Source organism: Kitasatospora sp. NPDC001660 (assembly GCF_053596725.1).
Window position 1 is genome coordinate 31468 of record NZ_JBSFGU010000017.1, and the last position, 20721, is coordinate 52188.

Annotated in this window: 21 protein-coding genes; 5 read left to right on the forward strand and 16 right to left on the reverse strand. The window is 73.0% G+C overall.

From position 1 onward, the window contains the following. Positions 1-3 precede the first annotated feature (3 nt). Both argC and ACWCXH_RS19950 read right to left on the reverse strand, forming a co-directional pair. Entirely contained in the window at positions 4-1032 is a 1029-nt protein-coding gene (argC, locus tag ACWCXH_RS19945; RefSeq protein WP_449802749.1) for an N-acetyl-gamma-glutamyl-phosphate reductase, read from the reverse strand. Positions 1033-1147: 115 nt separating this feature from the next. Beyond that, positions 1148-2350, reverse strand: coding sequence for a methyltransferase (locus tag ACWCXH_RS19950; protein WP_449802750.1), 1203 nt, complete (start codon positions 2348-2350; stop codon positions 1148-1150). Positions 2351-2430: 80 nt separating this feature from the next. Between ACWCXH_RS19950 and ACWCXH_RS19955 the strand changes: the two genes are divergently transcribed. Next, positions 2431-2835, forward strand: a complete 405-nt coding sequence (locus ACWCXH_RS19955) for a VOC family protein (RefSeq protein ID WP_449802751.1) — start codon at positions 2431-2433, stop codon at positions 2833-2835. A 9-nt stretch (positions 2836-2844) separates the two neighbouring features. Continuing rightward, positions 2845-3219: an RNA-binding S4 domain-containing protein gene (locus tag ACWCXH_RS19960; RefSeq protein ID WP_449802752.1), complete on the forward strand. Its 375-nt coding sequence runs from the start codon at positions 2845-2847 to the stop codon at positions 3217-3219. 61 nt (positions 3220-3280) lie between these two features. On the opposite strand, the gene ACWCXH_RS19965 is transcribed toward ACWCXH_RS19960, so the two are convergent. Further along, on the reverse strand, positions 3281-3826 hold the full coding sequence (locus ACWCXH_RS19965; RefSeq protein WP_449802753.1) for an HD domain-containing protein: 546 nt from the start codon (positions 3824-3826) through the stop codon (positions 3281-3283). Positions 3827-3973: 147 nt separating this feature from the next. Then, a complete protein-coding gene (locus tag ACWCXH_RS19970; protein ID WP_449802754.1) occupies positions 3974-4861 on the reverse strand; it encodes an SAM-dependent methyltransferase in 888 nt (295 codons plus the stop codon). Positions 4862-5095: 234 nt separating this feature from the next. Here ACWCXH_RS19970 and ACWCXH_RS19975 point away from each other — a divergent pair, with 234 nt between their 5' ends. Both ACWCXH_RS19975 and ACWCXH_RS19980 read left to right on the forward strand, forming a co-directional pair. After that, complete coding sequence (locus tag ACWCXH_RS19975; protein WP_449802755.1) at positions 5096-6004, forward strand: polysaccharide deacetylase family protein; 909 nt, start codon at positions 5096-5098, stop codon at positions 6002-6004. A gap of 28 nt (positions 6005-6032) precedes the next feature. After that, positions 6033-7022, forward strand: a complete 990-nt coding sequence (locus ACWCXH_RS19980; protein ID WP_449802756.1) for a ketopantoate reductase family protein — start codon at positions 6033-6035, stop codon at positions 7020-7022. A gap of 18 nt (positions 7023-7040) precedes the next feature. Here ACWCXH_RS19980 and ACWCXH_RS19985 read toward each other — a convergent pair whose 3' ends face one another. Next, the gene (locus ACWCXH_RS19985; protein WP_449802757.1) at positions 7041-7859 is read right to left on the reverse strand and encodes an SDR family NAD(P)-dependent oxidoreductase; all 819 of its coding nucleotides are present in this window, start codon (positions 7857-7859) and stop codon (positions 7041-7043) included. A gap of 306 nt (positions 7860-8165) precedes the next feature. Between ACWCXH_RS19985 and ACWCXH_RS19990 the strand changes: the two genes are divergently transcribed. Continuing rightward, positions 8166-9035 carry a 3-hydroxybutyryl-CoA dehydrogenase gene (locus tag ACWCXH_RS19990; RefSeq protein ID WP_449802758.1) on the forward strand — a complete coding sequence of 290 codons (870 nt, stop codon included), beginning with the start codon at positions 8166-8168 and terminating at the stop codon, positions 9033-9035. Between the two features lie 75 nt (positions 9036-9110). Here ACWCXH_RS19990 and ACWCXH_RS19995 read toward each other — a convergent pair whose 3' ends face one another. From ACWCXH_RS19995 to infC, 11 genes are all read right to left on the reverse strand, one after another. Continuing rightward, entirely contained in the window at positions 9111-10202 is a 1092-nt protein-coding gene (locus ACWCXH_RS19995) for a sugar ABC transporter substrate-binding protein (protein ID WP_449802759.1), read from the reverse strand. 291 nt (positions 10203-10493) lie between these two features. Then, complete coding sequence (locus tag ACWCXH_RS20000) at positions 10494-11474, reverse strand: hypothetical protein (protein WP_449802760.1); 981 nt, start codon at positions 11472-11474, stop codon at positions 10494-10496. Then, complete coding sequence (locus tag ACWCXH_RS20005; RefSeq protein WP_449802761.1) at positions 11471-12397, reverse strand: ATP-binding cassette domain-containing protein; 927 nt, start codon at positions 12395-12397, stop codon at positions 11471-11473. Before ACWCXH_RS20005 ends, ACWCXH_RS20000 begins: the two co-directional genes overlap by 4 nt. Then, positions 12397-12834 carry a GntR family transcriptional regulator gene (locus tag ACWCXH_RS20010; protein WP_449802762.1) on the reverse strand — a complete coding sequence of 146 codons (438 nt, stop codon included), beginning with the start codon at positions 12832-12834 and terminating at the stop codon, positions 12397-12399. Before ACWCXH_RS20010 ends, ACWCXH_RS20005 begins: the two co-directional genes overlap by 1 nt. Positions 12835-12955: 121 nt before the next feature. After that, on the reverse strand, positions 12956-15457 hold the full coding sequence (gene pheT, locus ACWCXH_RS20015) for a phenylalanine--tRNA ligase subunit beta (RefSeq protein WP_449802763.1): 2502 nt from the start codon (positions 15455-15457) through the stop codon (positions 12956-12958). Then, positions 15457-16578, reverse strand: a complete 1122-nt coding sequence (gene pheS, locus ACWCXH_RS20020; RefSeq protein ID WP_449802764.1) for a phenylalanine--tRNA ligase subunit alpha — start codon at positions 16576-16578, stop codon at positions 15457-15459. Before pheS ends, pheT begins: the two co-directional genes overlap by 1 nt. 279 nt (positions 16579-16857) lie before the next feature. Then, complete coding sequence (locus tag ACWCXH_RS20025) at positions 16858-17961, reverse strand: ATP-binding protein (protein WP_449802765.1); 1104 nt, start codon at positions 17959-17961, stop codon at positions 16858-16860. 108 nt (positions 17962-18069) lie between these two features. Beyond that, positions 18070-18936 (reverse strand): TrmH family RNA methyltransferase, encoded by an 867-nt coding sequence (locus tag ACWCXH_RS20030; protein ID WP_449802766.1) that lies wholly within the window; start codon positions 18934-18936, stop codon positions 18070-18072. A 113-nt stretch (positions 18937-19049) separates the two neighbouring features. After that, positions 19050-19445 carry a 50S ribosomal protein L20 gene (rplT, locus tag ACWCXH_RS20035; RefSeq protein WP_030055649.1) on the reverse strand — a complete coding sequence of 132 codons (396 nt, stop codon included), beginning with the start codon at positions 19443-19445 and terminating at the stop codon, positions 19050-19052. A gap of 109 nt (positions 19446-19554) precedes the next feature. Further along, a complete protein-coding gene (gene rpmI, locus ACWCXH_RS20040) occupies positions 19555-19749 on the reverse strand; it encodes a 50S ribosomal protein L35 (protein ID WP_153460093.1) in 195 nt (64 codons plus the stop codon). A gap of 141 nt (positions 19750-19890) precedes the next feature. Then, positions 19891-20577: a translation initiation factor IF-3 gene (gene infC, locus ACWCXH_RS20045; RefSeq protein WP_449802854.1), complete on the reverse strand. Its 687-nt coding sequence runs from the start codon at positions 20575-20577 to the stop codon at positions 19891-19893. Positions 20578-20721 lie beyond the last annotated feature (144 nt).

Here is a 20721-nt window from a genome sequence, read left to right on the forward strand (position 1 = left end):
TGCTCACGGTGCGACTCCGTTCACGGGAAGGCCGAGCTCCTCGGGCAGTCCGAGGGCGATGTTCATGCTCTGCACCGCGCCGCCCGCGGTGCCCTTGACGAGGTTGTCGATCGCGCTGATCGCGATGATCCGGCCGGCGGCCTGGTCCAGGGCAACCTGGACGAGGGCGGTGTTGGCGCCGTACACGCTGCTGGTCTGCGGCCACTGCCCCTCGGGCAGCAGGTGGACGAACGGCTCGGCCGCGTACGCCTCGGCGTAGGCGGCGCGCAGGCCCTCGGCCGTCACGCCGGGCCTGGCCTTGGCGGAGCAGGTCGCGAGGATGCCGCGCGGCATCGGAACGAGCGTGGGGGTGAAGGAGACGGTGACCGGCTCGCCCGCGACCGGGGTGAGGTTCTGCACCATCTCGGGGGTGTGCCGGTGCACGCCGCCGACGCCGTACGGGCTCACGTTGCCCATGACCTCGCTGCCGAGCAGGTGCGGCTTGGCCGCCTTGCCCGCGCCGGAGGTGCCGGAGGCGGCGACGACGACGGCCTCGGGCTCGGCGAGCCCGGCCGCGTACGCCGGGTACAGCGCGAGGGAGACGGCCGTCGGGTAGCAGCCGGGCACCGCGATCCGGTTGCTGCCCTTCAACACGGCCCGGTGACCGGGGAGTTCGGGCAGGCCGTAGGGCCAGGTGCCGGCGTGCGGGGTCCCGTAGAACTGCTCCCAGTCGGCGGCGGCCCTGAGCCGGAAGTCGGCGCCGCAGTCGACGATCAGCACGTTCCGCCCGAGCGCCTCGGCGACGGCCGCGGACTGGCCGTGCGGCAGCGCGAGGAACACCACGTCGTGGTCGGCCAGCACCTCGGGGGTGGTGGGTTCGAGGACGCGGTCGGCGAGCGGGATCAGGTGCGGCTGCAGCGCCCCCAGCTTCGTGCCGGCGTTCGAGCCGCCGGTCAGCGCCCCGATCTCCACCTCCGGGTGGCCGAGCAGCAGGCGCAGCACCTCGCCGCCCGCGTATCCGCTCGCGCCGGCGACGGCGACTCGCAATGCCATGGCGTTCCTCCTTCGTCGTGGCATGAATATACGCAGCACGGAACATTCATGCAAGAAGTCTGTGCGGGGGCCGCCCGGTGGGGCCGGGCGGGGGTCTGCCGGGACCCGGCGGGGCTCAGCGCTTGACGGCCCGCAGCACCACGAACTTGGGGTTCCCCGCGACGAGTTGGCAGTTGCCGAAGAGGCGGCGCAGCTTGACGTGGTAGCCGAGGTGTCGGTTGCCGACCACCCAGAGTTCGCCCCCAGGGCGCAGGGCGCGGCGGGCGCCGGTGAACATCCGCCACGCGGTGGCGTCGGTGGTCGCCTGGTGCGAGTGGAACGGCGGGTTGTTCAGGACGAGGTCCACCGAGCCGGGTGCGATCACCCCGGGCGCGAGCGCGTCCGCCGTCAGGAACTCGGCCGGGGCGTCCGGGCCGAGGTTCGTCCGGAACGTCTCCTCGGCGGAGGCGACGGCCTGGTGGGACTCGTCGACGAAGACCAGCTCGGCGCCCGGGCCGGCCAGCGCGGCGGCGGTGCCGACCACTCCGTTGCCGCAGCCGAGGTCGACCACGCGGTCGCCGGGGGCCGGGGTCGGCAGGTGGCCGAGGAAGAAGCGGGTGCCGATGTCGAGGTGCTCGGCGCAGAAGGTGCCGGCGTGGTTGACGACGGTGCGCCCGGAGGCGGGGCCGATGTCGCCGGGCAGGGCGTAGCGGTGCGGCCACGGACTGGGGCCGGGGTCGAGCACCGGGTCGGGCGTGCAGAAGATCAGCCGGGCCTTGCGGACGGCGAGCGAGGTGCGGGTGGGGCCGAGGATCCGCTCGAAGAGCTGCAGGGTGGAGGTGTGGATCTCGGTGACCATGCCGGTGCCGATCACCACCGTGCCGGGGTGGACGGCGGGGGCGAGCCGGTGCAGCTGGTCCTCCAGCAGGGCGAGGCTCTTGGGCACGCGCACCAGCAGGACGTCGATCCGCTCCGGCGGGGTGTCGCGGGTGGTGAGCAGCCGGGCCGGGTCGACGGGGGCGCCGGCCCGGGCCAGGTTGGCGCGGGTGGCCTCGCGGCCGAGGTGGGAGTCGCCGATCTGCACGGGTTCGTACGCGGCCAGTGCGGTGGCGAGGGCGCCCCAGCGGTCGCCGAGGACGACGACGCGGCGGCCGGCCAGCCCGGTGGCGGTGCCGTCGGCGCTGTCCGCCTCGCCCGCGAGGTGGCGCAGGAGGTACTCGTCGGCGGCATCCCAGGCGCGCAGCCGCTCGCGCGGCTCCTCGGGGTGGCGGGTGAGGTCGAAGGTGCCCCACGGGGTGGTGAACGGCAGCGTGGCGGCGGGCGTGCTCTGGGGATTCATCGTGTTCTCAGGCTATCCGACGGCCCGGCGGTAGACGGGGACGGATACTGGAAGAGCCCCGACCGAGAGGGGTGAGGGCGATGGACTGGAAGCTCGAAGTGGTCGTGCTCCCGGTGGCGGACGTCGACCGGGCGAAGCAGTTCTACGAGGAGCAGGCCGGCTTCACGGTCGATCACGACACCCGGCTTCGGGACGGGGTCCGGGTGGTCCAGCTGACGCCGCCGGGCTCCAGGTGCTCGATCGTCGTCGGCAACGGCGTGATCGAGGCGCCGCCCGGGTCGGTCAAGGGTCTCCAGCTGGTGGTGGCGGACATCGACAAGGCGCACGCGGAGCTGGCGGCGCGGGGCGTGGAGGTCAGCCCGGTGCAGCACTTCGAGGCGGGGACGCGGGTGAACGGGCACGGCGAGGCCTGGAACTCGTTCGTGTTCTTCAACGATCCGGACGGGAACGGCTGGGCCGTCCAGGAGGTCCCGGCGACTGCATAGACTTCCGCAATGGCTGAAGACGAGGGAAGCGTCCGCGTGGACAGCTGGATCTGGTCGGTCCGGCTCACCAGGACGCGTGCGCTGGCGGCGGCCGCCTGCCGGGCGGGGCACGTCCGGGTGAACGGCGAACGGGCCAAACCGGCCCAGCCGCTGCGGCCGGGGGACGAGGTCCGGGTCCGCGAAGAGGGCTACGAGCGGGTCGTCATCGTGCGAAAGCCGATCCGCAAGCGGGTCGGCGCGGCCGTGGCGGCCGAGTGCCTGACCGACCAGAGCCCGCCTCGACCGCCGCGCGAGTTCGTCGCGCCGGTCTTCGAGCGCGACCGCGGCGCCGGGCGCCCGACCAAGCGCGAGCGCCGCGAGCTGGACGAGCTGCGCGGACGCTGAACCCAGGGCCCGCCTTCGGACCCCCGCCTGCCGTGCGACGCCGGGAGTTCGAGCACGGGCCCTACCGCACGGGGTGTGCGGCCTGCACGGCGAGGCGGCGCGGGGCGTCGTCGCCGATCCGGGTCAGCAGGTCGTCGAGGGCGAGGAACGCCTCCCAGGGCTCGCGGCCGGTGGCGGTCGCGAGCCGCGCGACCACACGGTCCTCCAGGTCACGGACCCGGCTGTTCTTCCAGGCCTTGTCGGCGAGGCTGACCAGCAGCTCCTCCACGGTGACGCCGGGCTCGCCCCAGCTCGCGTGGCTGCGGGCGAAGCGGGCGAGCCGGTCGGGCACGCCGTGCGCGCGCAGCAGGGCGTGCCCGGCCGGCTCGTGGGCGGATCCGGGGGCGGAGAGCTCCTCGGGGTGGACGGTCTTGCCGATGTCATGGGTGGCGGCGCCGTACAGCAACGCCTCGCGGTCGACGTCCAGGCCGGTCGCGGCGCAGAAGTCGGCGATCGTCACGGCGACCTCGTGCACGAGCGCGAGGTGCGCGCGCAGCCGGGGCGGGGCGTCGAGGGTGTCGAGCAGCCGGGCGGCGTCCGGGGGGAGGGGTGGCAACGTCGTGGTCACGCCGCAGGCTAACCCGGACGGGTGAGGGAGTGTCAGTGCCGCCGTCTAGTGTGCGGAGCAGTGCGGGACGGTCCCGGCACCGGGAGGGGGGTGCCGGGGCCTGCCCGCGATGAGCCGGACGTCCTGTGGAGGTGCTGCTGGAGGCGGCTATTTCTTGAACGCGACGCCCGCGTACGCGGACACGTCCTGCCAGCCCTCGGGGAGGTCGGTGGTGGAGACGTGCCCGGCGGTGGGGCGCCAGAGCGGGAGTTGGACCAGGCCGGGGCCGGCGAACTCGAAGTCGCCGAAGAAGGGTTCGACGCTCGCGCGCGGGCGCAGCACCAGCGGGGCGCTCGCGCCCTTGTAGATGCGGGCGCCCTCGTCCGCGCTCTGCCGGGAGGCGAAGTCGGGGCTGCCGTGGGACAGGATCAGCGCGCTGCCGGGGGCGAGCGCGTCGCGCAAGGTGGCGACGATCTGCTGCGCGCCTTCCTCGTCGCGTATGAAGTGCAGGACGGCGACCAGCATCAGCGCGACCGGCTCGGCCAGGTCGACGGCGGCGCGCAGGGACGGGTGGCCGAGGATCGCGGCCGGATCGCGCAGGTCCGCCTCGATGACCGACGTGTGCCCGGCGGGGTGGCCGGCCAGCAGCGCGCGGGCGTGGGTGGCGACGATCGGGTCGTTGTCGACGTACACGACGCGGGCGTCCGGGGCGACCTTCCGCGCGACCTCGCTGGTCGAGCCCGCGGCGGGGATGCCGGTGCCGATGTCGACGAACTGCCGGATGCCCAGACCGGCCACGAACTCGACGGCGCGGCCGAGGAATTCGCGGTTGGTGCGGGCCAGCAGCGGCAGCGCCGGGTAGGCGGCGATGGCGGCCTCGGCGGCCTTGCGGTCGGCCTCGAAGTTGTCCTTGCCGCCCAGGTAGTAGTCGTACATCCGGGCGGTGTGCGGTATCCCGGTGTCGAGCTCGGTCGGCGGCTGCCAGTCGTCCGCCCCGACCCAGGCCCAGTCGGTGCCGCCGTCCGCCCCTGCCCTGTCCACGGTGTCCTCGTGCATGTCGTGCCGCCCCCCATTGCTCACTGCCTGCCCGCTGCGGGAATGTCCGCCGCGGTGGTGCGCCGCCCCCGTAGCACGCGGTGCGACCGGATCGTATCCGACGACACTCCGTGGGAACACGGCAAGTTCAGGTTCACGCAGCACCCGCTCCGAGGTGCGTGCACGTCAAGCGGGGAGTCCGCGCGCGCAATCCCGGATCGCCGCGACGGCGCGTCGTCTCTATGCTGGCTGCCGATGACTGCCGATCGCCGCGCCGTACTGCGCACCTCCGCCAAGCTGGCCGCCCTCACCGCCGCCGGCGGGTTCCTCACCGCGTGCGGAGGCGGTGCGCCCCGCCGCGCCGACCCGGGCGCGCTCGCCGTGCACCCGGGCAACGTCGATCCACAGCACTCCGACCCGCAGCACACCACCGACCCCGCCTGGAGCGGCGGCGAGGGCCCGGCCTCCGCCGAGCCGACCGCGCCGCAGCCCACCGCCACCGCGACACCCGAGGCCGCCACCGCGCCGCCCACCCCGCCCGTGCTGCCGCCGCTCGCGGCCGGCACCCCGGTCGAGGTCGCGTACGGGCCGCGCAGCGGCAAGAACGTGGCGCTCACCTTCCACGGCAGCGGCGACCCGAAGCTCGCCACCGCCCTGCTGGAGATCGCCGAGCAGCGCGGCGCCAAACTGACCGTCATGGCCGTCGGCAGCTGGCTCGACCAGCAGCCGCAGATGGCCCGGCGGATCCTCGACGCCGGGCACGAGCTGGGCAACCACACCCAGAACCACCTCAACATCTCCGCGATGGCCCCGGACCAGGCCCGCGCCGAGATCGCCCAGTGCGCGGACCGGCTGCAGCGCCTCACCGGCTCGATCGGCCGCTGGTTCCGTCCGTCCGCCTCGCAGTACGCCACCCCGATGGTGCGCGAGCAGGCGAGGGCCGTCGGCTACGAACACGTCCTCTCCTTCGACGTGGACCCGCGCGACTACACCGACCCGAGCGCCGCCGAGCTGCAGCGACGGGTCCTCAACTCGGTGCGCGGCGGCTCGGTGGTCGCCCTGCACATGGGCCACCAGTGCACGGTGGACGCGCTGCCGGCCATCCTGGACGGCCTCGCCAAGTCCGGCCTCAAGCCGGTGACCGCCAGTCAGCTCTGCGCGTAGCCCCGGATTCCCGTGCCATGCTTCACGCATGCGCTACATCATCATCGGGGCGGGCGCGGTCGGCGGCACGATCGGCGCCCGGCTGCACGAGAGCGGGCGCGACGTCGTCCTGGTCGCGCGCGGCGCGCACTACGCGGCGCTGCGCGAGCACGGGCTGACGTTCGGCGCGCCGGACGGCACCCGGACGCTGCCGATCCCGGCCGTGTCCGCGCCGAAGGAGCTGGAGCTGCGCCCGGACGACGTCCTGGTGCTCGCCGTCAAGACGCAGGACACCACCGCCGCGCTGGCCGCGTGGGCGCCGCGTCCGGTCACGGGCGGCGGGACGGCGGGCGAGCGGCTGCCGCTGGTGTGCGCGCAGAACGGCGTGGAGAACGAGCAGCTCGCGCTGCGCCGGTTCCGCGAGGTGCTGGCGGTGTGCGTCTGGATGCCGTCCACCCACCTGGAGCCCGGGCGGGTCAGCGCCGGCGGCACGCCCGTCAGCGGGGTGCTGCGGATCGGCGGCTACCCGGCGGGCGGCGGCGGTGAGCGGGCCGCCCGGATCGCCGCCGACCTGGAGCGGGCCCGGTTCAGCGCCCCGGTCGAGGCCGAGGTGATGAGCTGGAAGTACACCAAGCTGCTCGGCAACCTCGGCAACGCGCTCAACGCCGTCGCCGGGCCGTACGAGGGCGAGCTGCGCCGCGGGCTCCACCGGCGGCTGATGGCCGAGGGCACGGCCGTCCTCGCCGCCGCCGGGATCGCGCACCACGACCCCGAGGAGATGGTCCGGCTGATGGACGAGGCGCTGCGGATCGAGCCGGTGGGAGGCGTCACGCGCGGCGGCAGCTCGACCTGGCAGAGCCTGGCGCGCGGGGCGGGCTCGCACGAGACGGACTACCTGAACGGCGAGATCGTGCTGCTCGGGCGGCTGCACGGGGTGCCGACGCCGGCCAACGAGGCGTTCCAGCGGCTGGTCGAGGAGTTCGCCCGGACCGGCCGGACGCCGGGCAGCCTGACCGACGAGGAGCTGGCCGCGATCTGAGCGAAGCCCCGGCCGCCCTCACGCCATCGGATCGTCCTCCTTGTACGGGCGCAGCCGCAGCGTCCTGGCGTCCGCCTCGCGGATCTCCTCCGCACGGCGGACCAGCTCCTCCAGGTCGTCCCGCTCGGCGTGGATGAAGCGCCCGTGCAGCGCGTCGAAGCGGCCCCGGGCGGCGTCGGCGGTGACCGCGACCATGTACGGGATCGAGGCCCAGGCCTTCGTGTCCCGGAACATCGGCATCCCGGCCGTCATGTCGGTGGCCACCGCGCCCGGGCTGATGTCGAGCACGACGACGTTGTGCTCGGCGAGCGAGTCCGCCATGTTGTCGGAGAGCTGGAGCAGCGCGCCCTTGGACGTCGCGTACGCGGTGTAGTGGCCGTCCGGGCGCAGCGCGAAGCCGGAGTTGAGGTTGACGATCCGGCCGCGGCGGCGCTCGACCATGCCCGGCAGGACGCAGCGCAGGAGGTTGTAGGGGCCGCGCAGGTTGGTCTCGACGACCTGCCACCACTGGTTGGGGTCGGTCTCCCAGAGCGGGACCTCGGTGCGGTCCACGAGTCCGGCGTTGTTGACGAGCAGGTCCACCGGGCCGAGGTCCCGCTCGACGAGCCGGACGGCCTCGCGCACCGAGCCGGGGCGGGTGACGTCGGCCGTGACGGCGACGCCGCGGGCGCCGTGCTTGACGCACTCCTTGAGCGTCTCGGTGAGCGTCGCGTGGGTGCGGCCCACCAGTCCGACGGCCATGCCCTCGGCGGCCAGCCCGATGGCGATCTCCCGGCCGATCCCCCGGCCGGCACCGGTGATCAGGGCGACCTGCCCTGTGAGTGATCCCAACGGCACTGCGTCCTCCCTCGTCCGTCCCCGGCCCCGTCTGCGGCATTCTGTCGGCCGCGGGGCGGCGGCAGGTCCGGGCGCACGGGCGGGCGGAGCGCCGTCACCTGTTCGGGTGTGTGGTGCCGCTCGCGGCACCGGGCCGGGGAGGGGGTGACCTACTGGCCGGTACGGAGTAGTAACGTCGTCGGGACGGCGCACCGGTGCACCCATTCCGGCACACCGGCCCGTAGTCCAGCAGCACGCTGGGCCGACCAGCACCACGCTGGGCCACCTGTCGCTGGGCGACCCCCAGCACCACCGAAGGGCAAGTGAGTGAGTGACATCGCGCGTGTCGGAGTGATCGGCTGCGGCCTGATGGGGTCGGGCATCGCGGAGGTCTTCGCCCGGGCCGGGCTGGACGTCCTGGTGTCGGAGGCCAGCGGGGAGGCCCTGGAGTTCGGCCGCACCCGGCTGACCAACTCCCTGGAGACGGCGGTCAAGCGCGGCAAGCTGTCCCCCGAGCAGCGGGACGAGGCCCTGGCCCGGCTGTCCTTCACCGTCGACCTGTCCGACTTCGCCGACCGCGACCTGGTCGTCGAGGCGGTCGCCGAGCGCGAGGACATCAAGGTCCAGATCTTCCAGACGCTGGACCAGGTGATCGAGCGCCGCGACGCGATCCTCGCCTCCAACACCTCGTCGATCCCGATCGTCAAGCTGGCCGCCGCCACCTCGCGGCCCGAGCAGGTCATCGGTCTGCACTTCTTCAACCCGGCGCCGGTGCAGAAGCTGGTCGAGGTCATCCCGACCCTGACCACCTCGGCCGCCACCACCGGGCGGGTCGAGGCCTTCGCCTCCGAGGTGCTCGGCAAGGAGCCGATCCGCGCCCGCGACCGGGCCGGCTTCGTCGTCAACGCCCTGCTCGTGCCGTACCTGCTGTCCGCGGTGCGGATGTTCGAGTCGGGCGTCGCCACCGCCTCCGACATCGACAAGGGCATGGAGGCCGGCTGCGCCCACCCGATGGGCCCGCTGCGGCTGTGCGACCTGATCGGCCTGGACACCATCGTGTCGATCGCCGAGTCGATGTACGACGAGTACAAGGAACCGCTGTACGCCGCTCCCCCGCTGCTGTCCCGGATGGTCGACGCCGGCCTGCTGGGCCGCAAGTCCGGCCGCGGCTTCTACGACTACACCGCGAGCGTCTGAGCCGCTGCGCGAAGGGGCGCGCCCGCACCGGCCTTCCGGTGCGGGCGCGCCCTCCTTCCGGCCCGAAGGCCTCCGTTACTGGACGCCGGCCGAGGCGCAGGCCGCCGCGAACTGCTGGGTGCAGATGTCGGACGCCTTGTAGAGACCGCCGCCGACCACCGTGGCCTCCACCTTCGACTTGGTCACCACGATCGGGGTGAGCAGCAGCGAGGGGATCTGCAGCCCGTTGCTGTCGGTGAGCGTGGTCGCGGTCGTGCTGATGTCCATGCCCTCGGCGAGCTGGACGGCGATGCTGCCGGCCGCGTCCGTCTCCGGCTTGTACGGCTTGTAGATGGTGTACGTCTGCTCGCCGGTGAGCACCCGGCGCACCGCGTCGATGGACGCGTCCTGGCCGCCCACGGGAACGTTCTTGATGCCCGCGGCCTTCAGGGCGTCGATGACGGCGCCGGCCATGCCGTCGTTGCCGGCGTAGACGGCCTGGATGCCGTCCTTCCCGAGGCTCTGGATGGCCTCGTTCATCTTCGCCGTGGCGACGTCCGTCTTCCACTCGCCGGACTGCTCGTAGGCGATCTTCTTGACCTTGCCGTCCATCGCCCGGTGCGCGCCCGCCTTGAACTGCGCGGCGTTGGGGTCGGACTCGGCGCCGTCGATCATCACGACGTTGGCCGAGGAGGCCTTCGGGCCGAGCGCGTCGAGCAGGGACTGGCCCTGGAGCTCGCCGGTGCGCTCGTTGTCGAAGGACACGTACGCGGCGACCTTGCCCTGGGCCAGGCGGTCGTAGGAGACGACCTTCACGCCCTTGGCGTTGGCGGCGTCGACCCACGGGGCGGTGACCTTGGAGTCGACCGGGTCGAGCAGGATGACCTTCACGCCCTTGGCGAGCAGGTCGTCGAACTGCTTCTTCTGGGTGATCGCTTCGCCGCCCGCGTTGGCGTAGTTCACGGTGCACTGCGGGCAGAGGCCGGTGACCGTCTGCTCGATCAGCGGCTTGTCGAACGCGTCGTAGCGCGTGGAGGAGGCGTTGTCCGGCAGGAGGAGACCGATGGCCTCGCCGCTTCCACCGGCGGCCGGTTTCTGCGTCGCACCGGTCTGCCCGCAGGCCGCGAGAGTGAGTGCGAGCGACACGGCGGCCGTGCCCGTGACCGCGAGACGCATGGCTCTGTTCATGATCGGTGGTGCCTCCTGTACTGCGCCGCGAACGGTGCGGCAGGGGAGGGAGTCAAGCTGCACCGGGCGAATGCGTCAATAAGGGAAGGAGGCTTCGTTATCCCCTCTGCTCGATTCGTTACGGGATCAACAAGACTTTCACACTTTCGAAGATCGAATTCAGGGGAAAGGATTGATAATTCAGGAGACTTATTAATGACCTGGGCGGGCCGTGGGGGGCCGGGGGAGAGAACGCCCCGGCCCACCGGGGCTCAGCCGGCGCGGGTTGAGGCCGACGTTTCGTCCTCTCCGCTAGACGGCCCGTCGGCGCACCCACCACACCGCCGCCGCGCAGGCTGCGACCCCCAGGACCACCATCCAGCCGGCCTCGATGAACTGGAACGGCCAGAAGCGGTCCGCCGGCTGGTACACCTGGTGCGCGGCGTAGCCGCCGTCGCGCACCATGGCCTGGAGGTGGGCGAAGTCGCCGCCGCGGTCGTAGAACTCGTTCGCGCCGATCCGGTTCCCGGCCGGGTCCGAGAACCAGACGTCCAGCACCCATCGCCCGTCCAGCGCGAGCGGTGTCATCGAGTGCACCGCCTCCTCCAGCGGCGGCCGGTAGTGCGCCCGAAGCGCCTCCGCGACGAAGGGCAGGGCCACCGAGACCGCGAGCCCGGCCCCCACCGCCACCACCGTGCGGCGCAGCACCGCGCCCGCGAGCACCGCCACGCCGAAGGTCAGCAGGAGGCGGCCGACCATCACCGGCCAGGTCTGCATGAAGATGTCCGGGTTGAACTGGCCCGCCCCGCGGACCAGCGGCTCGCTCCACCAGCGCTGCACCACCCCGAACAGCGCGGCCACGACCACCAGGGCCCCGCCGGCCACGGCCAGCGCGCCGACCGTCCAGCGGGACCGGCCGGCGCCCTGGGTCCACGCGAAGCGGACCGTGCCGTGCTCGAACTCCCGCGCCAGCAAAGGACCTCCGACGAACGCGCCGAAGGCGCCGCCGAGCACGTAGAGCACCTCGGAGAGGGTCTGCATCGTTCTGCCGTACTGGTTGAGGAACAGCTTGTACTTGGTCAGGCAGGCCTCGGTGTCCGGATCGCAGGAGTCCGCGCCGAGGCGGTGCAGACTGGCATGGGCGAGCCAGCCGTGGAGCAGTAGCGCGGCGGACAGCGCCGCCATCACGACGACCAGGGTCAGCACCGCCGTGCGGTGGCGGATCGCGGCGGCCCGCAGGACGGCGCTGCGGGGCGGCGAGGCGGTGGCCGCGCCGAGGGCGAGTGTGCTCACGACTGCAGGACCTTCTCGTTCGGACGGACGGCCCCGCGCGGGCCGGGCAGGGCGGAGGCGGTCGGCTCGCGCAGGTAGGAGAGCACCAGCTCCTCCAGGCCGACGCGCTGTTGGTGCCAGCCGGCGGACACCGGCGCGTCCGCGCCGCCGGTGCGGACCAGCAGGTGCGACTGGGCGCCGGCCCGGCGGTCGCGCACCACCGGCAGGCGGGCGGCGACCGCGTCGGCCTCCCCCGTCGGGCCGGTCAGCATGCGGTGGCCGGCCAGCAGGTCGTCCACCTCCCCGGCCACCTGGATCCGGCCGCCGCCGAGCACCACCAGGTAGTCGCAGGTCTGCTCCAGCTCGTTGACGGCGTGCGAGGAGAACACCACCGACAGTCCGTCCTCGGCCACGGCGGTCAGCAGCACGGCCATGAAGTCGTGCCGGGCCAGCGGGTCCAGTGCGGCCAACGGCTCGTCCAGCAGCAGCAGTTCGGGCCGCTTGGCGAGCGCGAGGGCGAGCGAGACCTGGGCCCGCTGGCCGCCGGAGAGACGGCCGTACTTACGGTCCAGCGGGATGCCGAGGCCCTCCAGGTGGGTCCGCGCACGGGCCTCGTCCCAGCGGCGGTTCAGGTGGCGGCCCATCCGCAGCAGGTCACGGACGGGCAGGCCCGGGTAGAGCGCGGCACTCTGGGCGACAAAGCCGATCCCGTCCAACGCGGCCGGGGACCCCGGGGGCCGGCCCCCGAGAACGGTCAGCGCGCCCTCGCTGGGCAGGGTCAGGCCGGCGGCCAGGCCCAGCAGGGTGGACTTGCCGGCGCCGTTCGGGCCGACCAGCGCCACGACGTGCCCGGCCGGGACGGCGAGGTTGCAGTCCCGCAGCGCCCAGGAGCGGCGGTAGCGCTTGCCCAGTCCGCCGCAGTCGATCACCGTGTCCGTGGCCATCACGCCACCACCCCGTCCCTACCCTCGCGCAGGTCGCGCAGCGCGTCCTCGAACACCGCGACCATCCCCCCTTCGTCCAGCCCGGCGGCCCGCGCCGAGCGCATCCAGTCCAGCAACCCCCCGCGCAGCGCCGCCCGTTCGCGCAGCGGCACCACTCCGGGGGGCAGCCCCCGCACGAACGTGCCCTGCCCGCGGCGGCCCGCGGCGATCCCCCGATGCTCCAGCTCCCGGTACGCCTTGAGCACGGTGTTGGGGTTGATCGCCAGCCCCGCCACCACCTCCCGCACCCGTGGCAGCCGGTCCCCTTCCGTCAACCAGCCCATGCGCAGCGCCTGTTCGACCTGCTGCACGAGCTGGAGGTAGGTCGGGACGCCGGAAGCCGGATCGAGGCGGAACTCGATGGGCGAGGGCCGGTCGTCACCTTTATCTACTTCCATAGGTAAAGAGATAAACGATGACGTGATGGATCGTCAAGCCGCGAAGCCGACCGTGGAGAACGCGAAGGGCCCCGCCCCGGACCTCGCGGTCCGGGGCGGGGCCCTCTCGGGCGCTGCGGGATCAGGCCCCGCGCAGCACCGCTCCCGTGCGGGTGACGGCCTCGGCGACGGCGGCCTCGCGGGCGGCCGTGGCCTCGTCGGCGGTCAGGGTGCGGTCGGCGGCGCGGAAGCGCAGCGCGTAGGCCAGCGACTTCTTGCCCTCGCCGACCTGCTCACCGGTGAAGACGTCGAACAGCCGGATGGCCTCCAGCAGTTCGCCCGCGCCGGCGCGCAGCGCGGCCTCCACGTCGGCGGCCGGGACGGCCGTGTCGACGATCAGCGCGACGTCCTGGGTCGCCACCGGGAAGCCGGAGACGGCCGGGCCGTTGACCTTCTCGGCGCCGTCGGCGGTGAGCAGGTCGATGTCGACCTCCATCGCCGCCGTGCGGGCCGGCAGGCCGAGCGCCTTGACGACGCGCGGGTGCAGCTCGCCGGCGTGGCCGACGACCCGGTCGGTGCCCGCGACGACGAGCTCCGCGCAGCGGCCCGGGTGCCAGGGCGCCAGCTGCCCCTGGCGGACGGTCAGCTCGACGCCGGCCGCGCGGGCCACCGTGCGGGCCGCCTCGACGGCGTCCGCCCAGGAGGCCTGGGCGCCGTTGCCCCACCAGCCGGAGGGCATCCGCTCGCCCGCGAGGGCGACCGCGACCCGGCGCGGCTGGTCCGGCAGCGCGGCGTCCAGCTCGGCGAGCTCCTCGTCGCTCGGGCGCCGGTCGACGGCCGGGCGCGGGGCCACGGTCAGCTCGTCCTTGGGCAGGAAGACCGTGCCCGTCTCGTAGATCGCCAGGTCGGTGTTGCCGCGGCCGATGTTGCGGCGCAGCGCCCCGAGCAGGCCCGGCAGCAGCGTGGTGCGCAGCGCCGGCTCCTCGTCGTTGAGCGGGTTCACCAGCTTGACGGTCCGGCGGCGGCGGTCGTCCGCCTCCAGGCCGAGCGCCTCGAAGGCGGGCGCGCCGAGGAACGGGTAGTTGTTGACCTCGACGTAGCCGGCGCCGGCCAGCGCGACGCCGATCCGGCGATGGGTGCGCTGGGCCTCGGTCAGCCCCTTGCCCGGCGGCACGTTGGGCATCCGGGCGGGGACGTTGTCGTAGCCCTCCAGCCGGATGACCTCCTCCGCGAGGTCGTACGGGTCGGTGAGGTCGGGGCGCCAGGTCGGCGGGGTGACCTCCAGGACGTCGGCGCCCGCGACCGAGCAGCCGATCTCCTGCAGGCGCCGGGTGACGGTCTCGCGGCCGTACGCGGTGCCGGCGACCCGGTCGGGCAGGTCCGCGGCGATGGTGATGGTGCGCACCGGGTGCGGCGCGGCGACCTCGGTGACCCCGGCCTCGGCGGTGCCGCCGGCGATCAGGACCAGCAGGTCGACGGCGCGCTGCGCGGCAGCACGGGCGGCCTGCGGGTCGACGCCGCGCTCGAAGCGCTTGGACGCCTCGGAGGGCAGCTTGTGCCGCTTGGCGGAGCGGGCGATGGCAACCGGGTCGAAGTGCGCGGCCTCGATGATCACCTCGGTGGTGCCCGGGCCCGCGGCCGGGTCGAGGATCTCGGTGGAGGCACCGCCCATGACGCCGGCCAGGCCGATCGGGCCGCTGTCGTCACAGATCAGCAGGTCCTCGGCGGCGAGCTTGCGCTTGACGCCGTCGAGGGTGGTGAGGGTCTCGCCCTCCGCCGCCCGGCGGACCGTGATCGGGCCGTTCACGCGCTGCTTGTCGTAGGCGTGCAGCGGCTGGCCGACCTCCAGCATCACGTAGTTGGTGATGTCGACGGTCAGCGAGATCGGGCGGATGCCGGCCTTCTGGAGGCGGCGCTGCAGCCAGATCGGGGACTTGGCGTTCGGGTCCACGCCGACGATCGTGCGGGCCACGAAGCGGTCGCAGCCGGCCGGGTCGTTGACCTCGACCGGGTAGCCGAGGGAGTTCGCCGGCGGCACGTCGAGCAGCGCCGGGTCGGCCAGCGGCAGCCCGTACGCGGCGGCGGCCTCGCGGGCGACACCGCGCATGGACAGGCAGTAGCCGCGGTCCGGGGTGACGGCGATGTCGAGCACCTCGTCGACGAGCTGGAGCAGCTCGATCGCGTCGGCGCCGGGCTCGTACTCGGGCGGGAGCACGATGATGCCGTTGTGGTCGTCGCCCATGCCCAGCTCGCGGGCGGAGCAGATCATGCCGGCCGAGGTGTGGCCGTAGGTCTGGCGGGCCGAGATCGGGAACGGGCCGGGCAGCACGGCGCCCGGGAGCACGACCACGACCTTGTCGCCGACCGCGAAGTTGGTGGCGCCGCAGACGATCTCCTGCGGCTCGCCGGTGCCGTTGGCGTCGCCGACGTTGACGAAGCAGTGCCGGATCGGCTTCTTGAAGCCGGACAGCTCCTCGATGGAGAGCACCTCGCCGACCACCAGCGGGCCCTTGAGGTCGCCGCCGAGCTGCTCGACGGTCTCGACCTCCAGGCCGGCCCGGACCAGACGCTCGGCGACGTCACGACCGGTCTCGCCGGCCGGCAGGTCGACGTACTCGCGCAGCCAGGAAAGCGGGACGCGCATCAGATCTCCATCCCGAACGGGAGGGTGAAGCGCACGTCACCCTCGACCATGTCGCGCATGTCGGCGACGTTGTGACGATTCATCAGGATCCGCTCCAGGCCCAGGCCGAAGGCGAACCCGCTGTAGCGGTTCGGGTCGACGCCGCAGGCGACCAGCACCCGCGGGTTGACCACGCCGCAGCCGCCGAGCTCGATCCAGCCCTCGGAGGAGCAGGTGCGGCACGGGCGGTCCGGGTTGCCGACGCTCTCGCCGCGGCACACGAAGCACTGCAGGTCGATCTCGGCGCTCGGCTCGGTGAACGGGAAGTACGAGGGGCGCCAGCGCAGTTCGAGGCCGCCGCCGATCAGCTTCTCGACCAGCACCTCGATGGTGCCCTTGAGGTCGGCGAAGGTGATGCCCTCGTCCACCGCGAGGCCCTCGACCTGGCGGAAGACCGGGGTGTGGGTGGCGTCCAGCTCGTCGGTGCGGTACACCCGGCCCGGGCACACGACGTAGATGGGGGGCTCGCGGTCGAGCATGGTGCGGGCCTGGACCGGGGAGGTCTGGGTGCGCAGCACCACGCCGGAGTCGGCGGAGCCGTCCGGGGCCTGGACGAAGAAGGTGTCCTGCATCGAACGGGCCGGGTGGTCCGGGCCCAGGTTGAGGGCGTCGAAGTTGAGCCACTCGGCCTCGACCTCGGGGCCCTCGGCGACCTGGTAGCCCATCGCGACGAAGGTGTCCTCGATGCGCTCGGCCAGCGTGGTCAGCGGGTGGCGGGCGCCGCGCGGGATGCGGCCGTAGGGCAGCGTGACGTCCACCGCCTCCTCGACCAGCACGCGGGCGTCGCGCTCCGCCTCCAGCTCGGTCTGCCGCTTGGCGAGCGCCTGGTTGACGGCGCCGCGGGCCTGGCCGATCAGCTTGCCGGCAGCGGCCTTGGCGTGCGGGGGCAGGGCGCCGATCTCGCGGTTGGCGAGGGAGAGCGCGGAGCGGTCGCCGGTGTGGGCGACCTTGGCCTGCTTCAGCTCGTCGAGCGTGGTGGCGGCGGCGAAGGCGGCGACGGCCTCGTCCCGCGCCTGCTCCACCACCTCGGGCTTGAGGGCCTCGACCTCGACCGGGTCGTACGACTTGTTGGGTGCCGACATCTCTATCTTTCCCGTGCTCCTGCTCGTCCGTGCTCAGGTAAGGGTGGCTCCCCCTCCTTGCCCGCCCTCGGGCAGGAGGGGCCCATTGCGCTACGCCCGGCGTGGCCGGGGCACGGGCAGCCGTTTCTCCGTACGACGGGGAAGAGGGGTGTCCGCGGCACAGCCGCACAGGGCGTCCCACAACGCCAAAGGTCGAGTGTAGTCGCAGCGCGTAGCGCGGCTGCCGTCAAGCCCGTCCGGGGCCGACTTCAGGGGCTGCTCAGAGCATGCTGTGCTCTTTCAGAGCATGAAGTCCGGAACGCCGGCGGGCAGGATAAATCGGAACCGGGCGCCGCCGCCGGGTGCGCGGTCGACGCGGATCGAGCCGCCGTGGGCCTCCACGATGCCCTTGACGATATAGAGGCCGAGGCCGGTGCCGCCGCGCTTGGAGCCGCGCCAGAAGCGGGTGAAGACGCGCGGCATCGACTCCTCGGGGATGCCGCTGCCTTCGTCGCTCACGGTGACCGCTGTGCCTTCCACGATGCGGGGCGGGGTGCCGGAGCGCTCCCAGACGGGCGCCTCGACGACCTCCTTGGCCGGTGCCACCTCGATGGTGACAGTTCCCTCGCCGTGCCGCACCGCATTTTCCAGCAGGTTGGCGAGCACCTGGTCGACCTTGTCCGGGTCCGCCCACAGCACGGTGAGCGGCTCGGTGATCCGGATGTCGAAGCGCTCCTCGGGGATGCCGGTGGCAACCTTGCGCTCGACGTGCCGGCGCACCGCCGCGGCCAGGTCGACGACCTGCTTGCGCAGCTCCAGCCGGCCGGCGTCGATCCGCGAGATGTCCAGCAGCTCGGCGATCAGGCGGGTGACCCGGTCCGCGTCGGCGTCGACGGTCTCCAGCATCAGCCGCTTCTGCCCGTCGGTGAACCGCTCCCACTTGGCCAGCAGCGTCGCGGTGAAGCCCTTGACGCTGGTCAGCGGCGAGCGCAGCTCGTGCGCGACGGTGGCGATCAGCTCGGCGTGGCTGCGCTCGGTGCGGCGCCGGGCCTCGGTGCCGCGCAGGGCGATCACCAGGCGCTCCAGCGGGCCCAGCGGCACGGCCCGCACGTAGCGGGCGGAGACCAGCACCTCGCGGCCGCCGGGCAGCAGCAGGTTGCGCTCGGGCTGGCCGGTGCGGATCGCGAGGCCGCCGTACGGATCGGTCAGCGGCCACCAGCGGCGCCCGTCCAGGTCCTCCAGCGGGAGGACGTCGTCCAGGTCGCTGCCGAGCGCGGCCTCCGGGGGCACGCCGGTGATCCGGGCCGCGGCCCGGTTGAAGCGGACCACCCGGCCCTGCGCGTCGGCGACCACCAGGCCGTCCGGCAGGTCGTCCGGGTCGAGCTCGGGCCCGTTGCCGACCATGGGTCTCCTCCCCGATTACCCACCGTGCCGTTCCCCCCACCGAGGCAGACCCTAGCGCCTCCGTGCCCCCGGCAGTAGGGCCTGACGGGTGGATCGTGCGGGGCGCCGTCAGCCGTTCGAGCGACACCCGCCGGGCCGGCGCTGCGCCCTGGCCGATGCGTAGAGGCAGACGGCCGCGGCGGTGGCCAGGTTGAGGCTCTCGGCGTGCCCGTGGATCGGGACGCGCACGACCTCGTCGGTGAGCGCGCGGGTCTCCTCCGGGAGCCCCCACGCCTCGTTGCCGAACACCCATGCGCCGGGCGCGCCCAGGGTGCCCTCGTCGAGCTCCTGGTCGAGGTCCCGCTCCCCCGCGCCGTCGGCGGCGAGCACCCGGATCCCGGCCGCGCGCAGCTGCCCGACCGCCTCCTCGACCGGCACGCCGACGGCGACCGGCAGGTGGAACAGGCTGCCGACGGAAGCCCGGACGGCCTTCGGGTTGTACAGGTCCACGGAGGCGTCGGTGAGCACCACGGCGTCCGCGCCCGCCGCGTCGGCGGTGCGCAGCACAGTGCCGGCGTTCCCGGGATCGCGGACGTGGGCGAGGATCGCGACGAGCTTCGGGCGGGCCGCGAGGACGTCGGCGAACGGGGTGTCGATGAAGCGGCAGAGCGCGACGATGCCCTGCGGGGTCACCGTGTCACAGATCCCGGCGATCACCTCGTCGGTGGCGGTGAGCACCGCCAGCCCCTCGGCGCGCGCGGCCTCGACGATCCCGGCGTGCCGCTCGGCGGCCTCCGGGGTCGCGTAGACCTCGACGACGGCGTGCTCGCCCGAGCCCGGCAGCCGGCCGTACGCGACGGCCTCCCGGACCGCCTGCGGGCCCTCGGCCAGGAAGCGGCGCTCCTTGGTGCGCTGGTTCCGCTTGGCGAGCCGGCGGGCGGCGACGACGCGCGGCGAGCGCAGGGAGGTCAGCAGGGGGGTGTCGGTGCTCGGCATGGTCTCGTTCTCTGGTGGCTCTGTGACGGGGGCGCTGAAGGACAGGGAAAACGCAGAACCGGACCCGCAGGAGAGCCTGCGGGTCCGGTCAGAGCTCAGCCGATCCTGGAGGATCAGGCGGCGTCGGCGGCAGCCTTCGGGGCGTTGACGTCGGCCGGCAGCGCCTTCTGGGCGACCTCGACCAGGGAGGCGAACGCGCCCGGGTCGTTGACGGCCAGGTCGGCCAGCATCTTGCGGTCGATCTCGACGCTGGCGGCCTTCAGGCCCTGCACGAAGCGGTTGTAGGTGATGCCGTTGGCACGGGCCGCAGCGTTGATGCGCTGGATCCACAGCTGACGGAAGTCGCCCTTGCGCTTCTTGCGGTCGTTGAAGTTGTAGACCAGCGAGTGGGTGACCTGCTCCTTGGCCTTGCGGTACAGGCGCGAACGCTGGCCACGGTAGCCGCTGGCGCGCTCCAGGATGACCCGGCGCTTCTTGTGGGCGTTGACTGCCCGCTTGACGCGTGCCACTTGATTACTCCTTGGGTTGGACCACGGACTACTTCACGCGGTCCGTCATTCGAATGGGTCGGGAAGGATCAGCTGCCCCGCACACGGCTCGCGCCGGGCGGGAGGGCGATCACTTGCCGAGAAGCTTCTTGATCTTCTTGGCGTCAGCGGGGGCCATCTCGATCGTCCCGGCCAGCTTGCGGGTCAGCGTCGAGGGCTTGTGCTCCAGGAGGTGGCGGCGGCCGGCGCGCTCGCGCAGCACCTTGCCAGAGCCACTGATCTTGAAGCGCTTGCTGGCGCCACTGTGCGTCTTCTGCTTCGGCATTTCGCCGTATCTCCTCGTCGGTCCCGTTCACGCCCGCGCGGTCTGCGCCACGCGGGCGTGAACTGGATGGATCTGCGGTGACCGGGCGGGACGCCCCGTCACCGTTGGGGGCCGGCCCCGGACTGCCGTGAGCCTCGCGGCTCAGGCGCCCTGGGGTGCGGCCGGCTGCTCGACCGGAGCGTCGGCCTCGGGGGCCGTGGCCTCGGCCGGGGCGTCCTGCGCCTCGGTCTCGGCGGCGTCCGGGCCGGTGGTCCGGCCCAGGCGCTCGGCCTTGCGAGCGTCCGCGGCGGCGCGGGCCTCGGCCATCGCCTCGGTCTTCTTCTTGTGCGGGCCAAGAACCATGATCATGTTCCGGCCGTCCTGCTTCGGCGAGGACTCGACGAAGCCCAGCTCCTGGACGTCGTCGGCGAGCCGCTGCAGCAGACGGAAGCCCAGCTCGGGGCGGGACTGCTCACGACCACGGAACATGATCGTGATCTTGACCTTGTCGCCCTGCTTGAGGAACCGGACGACGTGACCCTTCTTGGTGTCGTAGTCGTGCGGGTCGATCTTCGGCCGGAGCTTCATCTCCTTGATGACCGTGTGCGCCTGGTTCTTGCGCGCCTCACGGGCCTTCATGGCCGACTCGTACTTGAACTTGCCGTAGTCCATGAGCTTGCACACCGGCGGCCGGGCGGTCGCCGCGACCTCGACCAGGTCGAGGTCGTACTCCTGCGCGAGCTCCAGCGCCTTGGCAAGCGGCACGATGCCGACCTGCTCGCCGCTGGGACCGACGAGTCGCACCTCCGGGACGCGAATCCGGTCGTTGATGCGGGGCTCGGTGCTGATGGGGCCTCCTCGGTTGCACCTTCTGCGATGCGGCCGTCGGACGGCGGTCGCACGTAGTGGACTCGACCACTGGGCGGGGCTTCATTCGTGCTGCGCTGCCCGGCACCTGCTCGGCACCGTGTGCACCGCGACACGAAAAAAGCC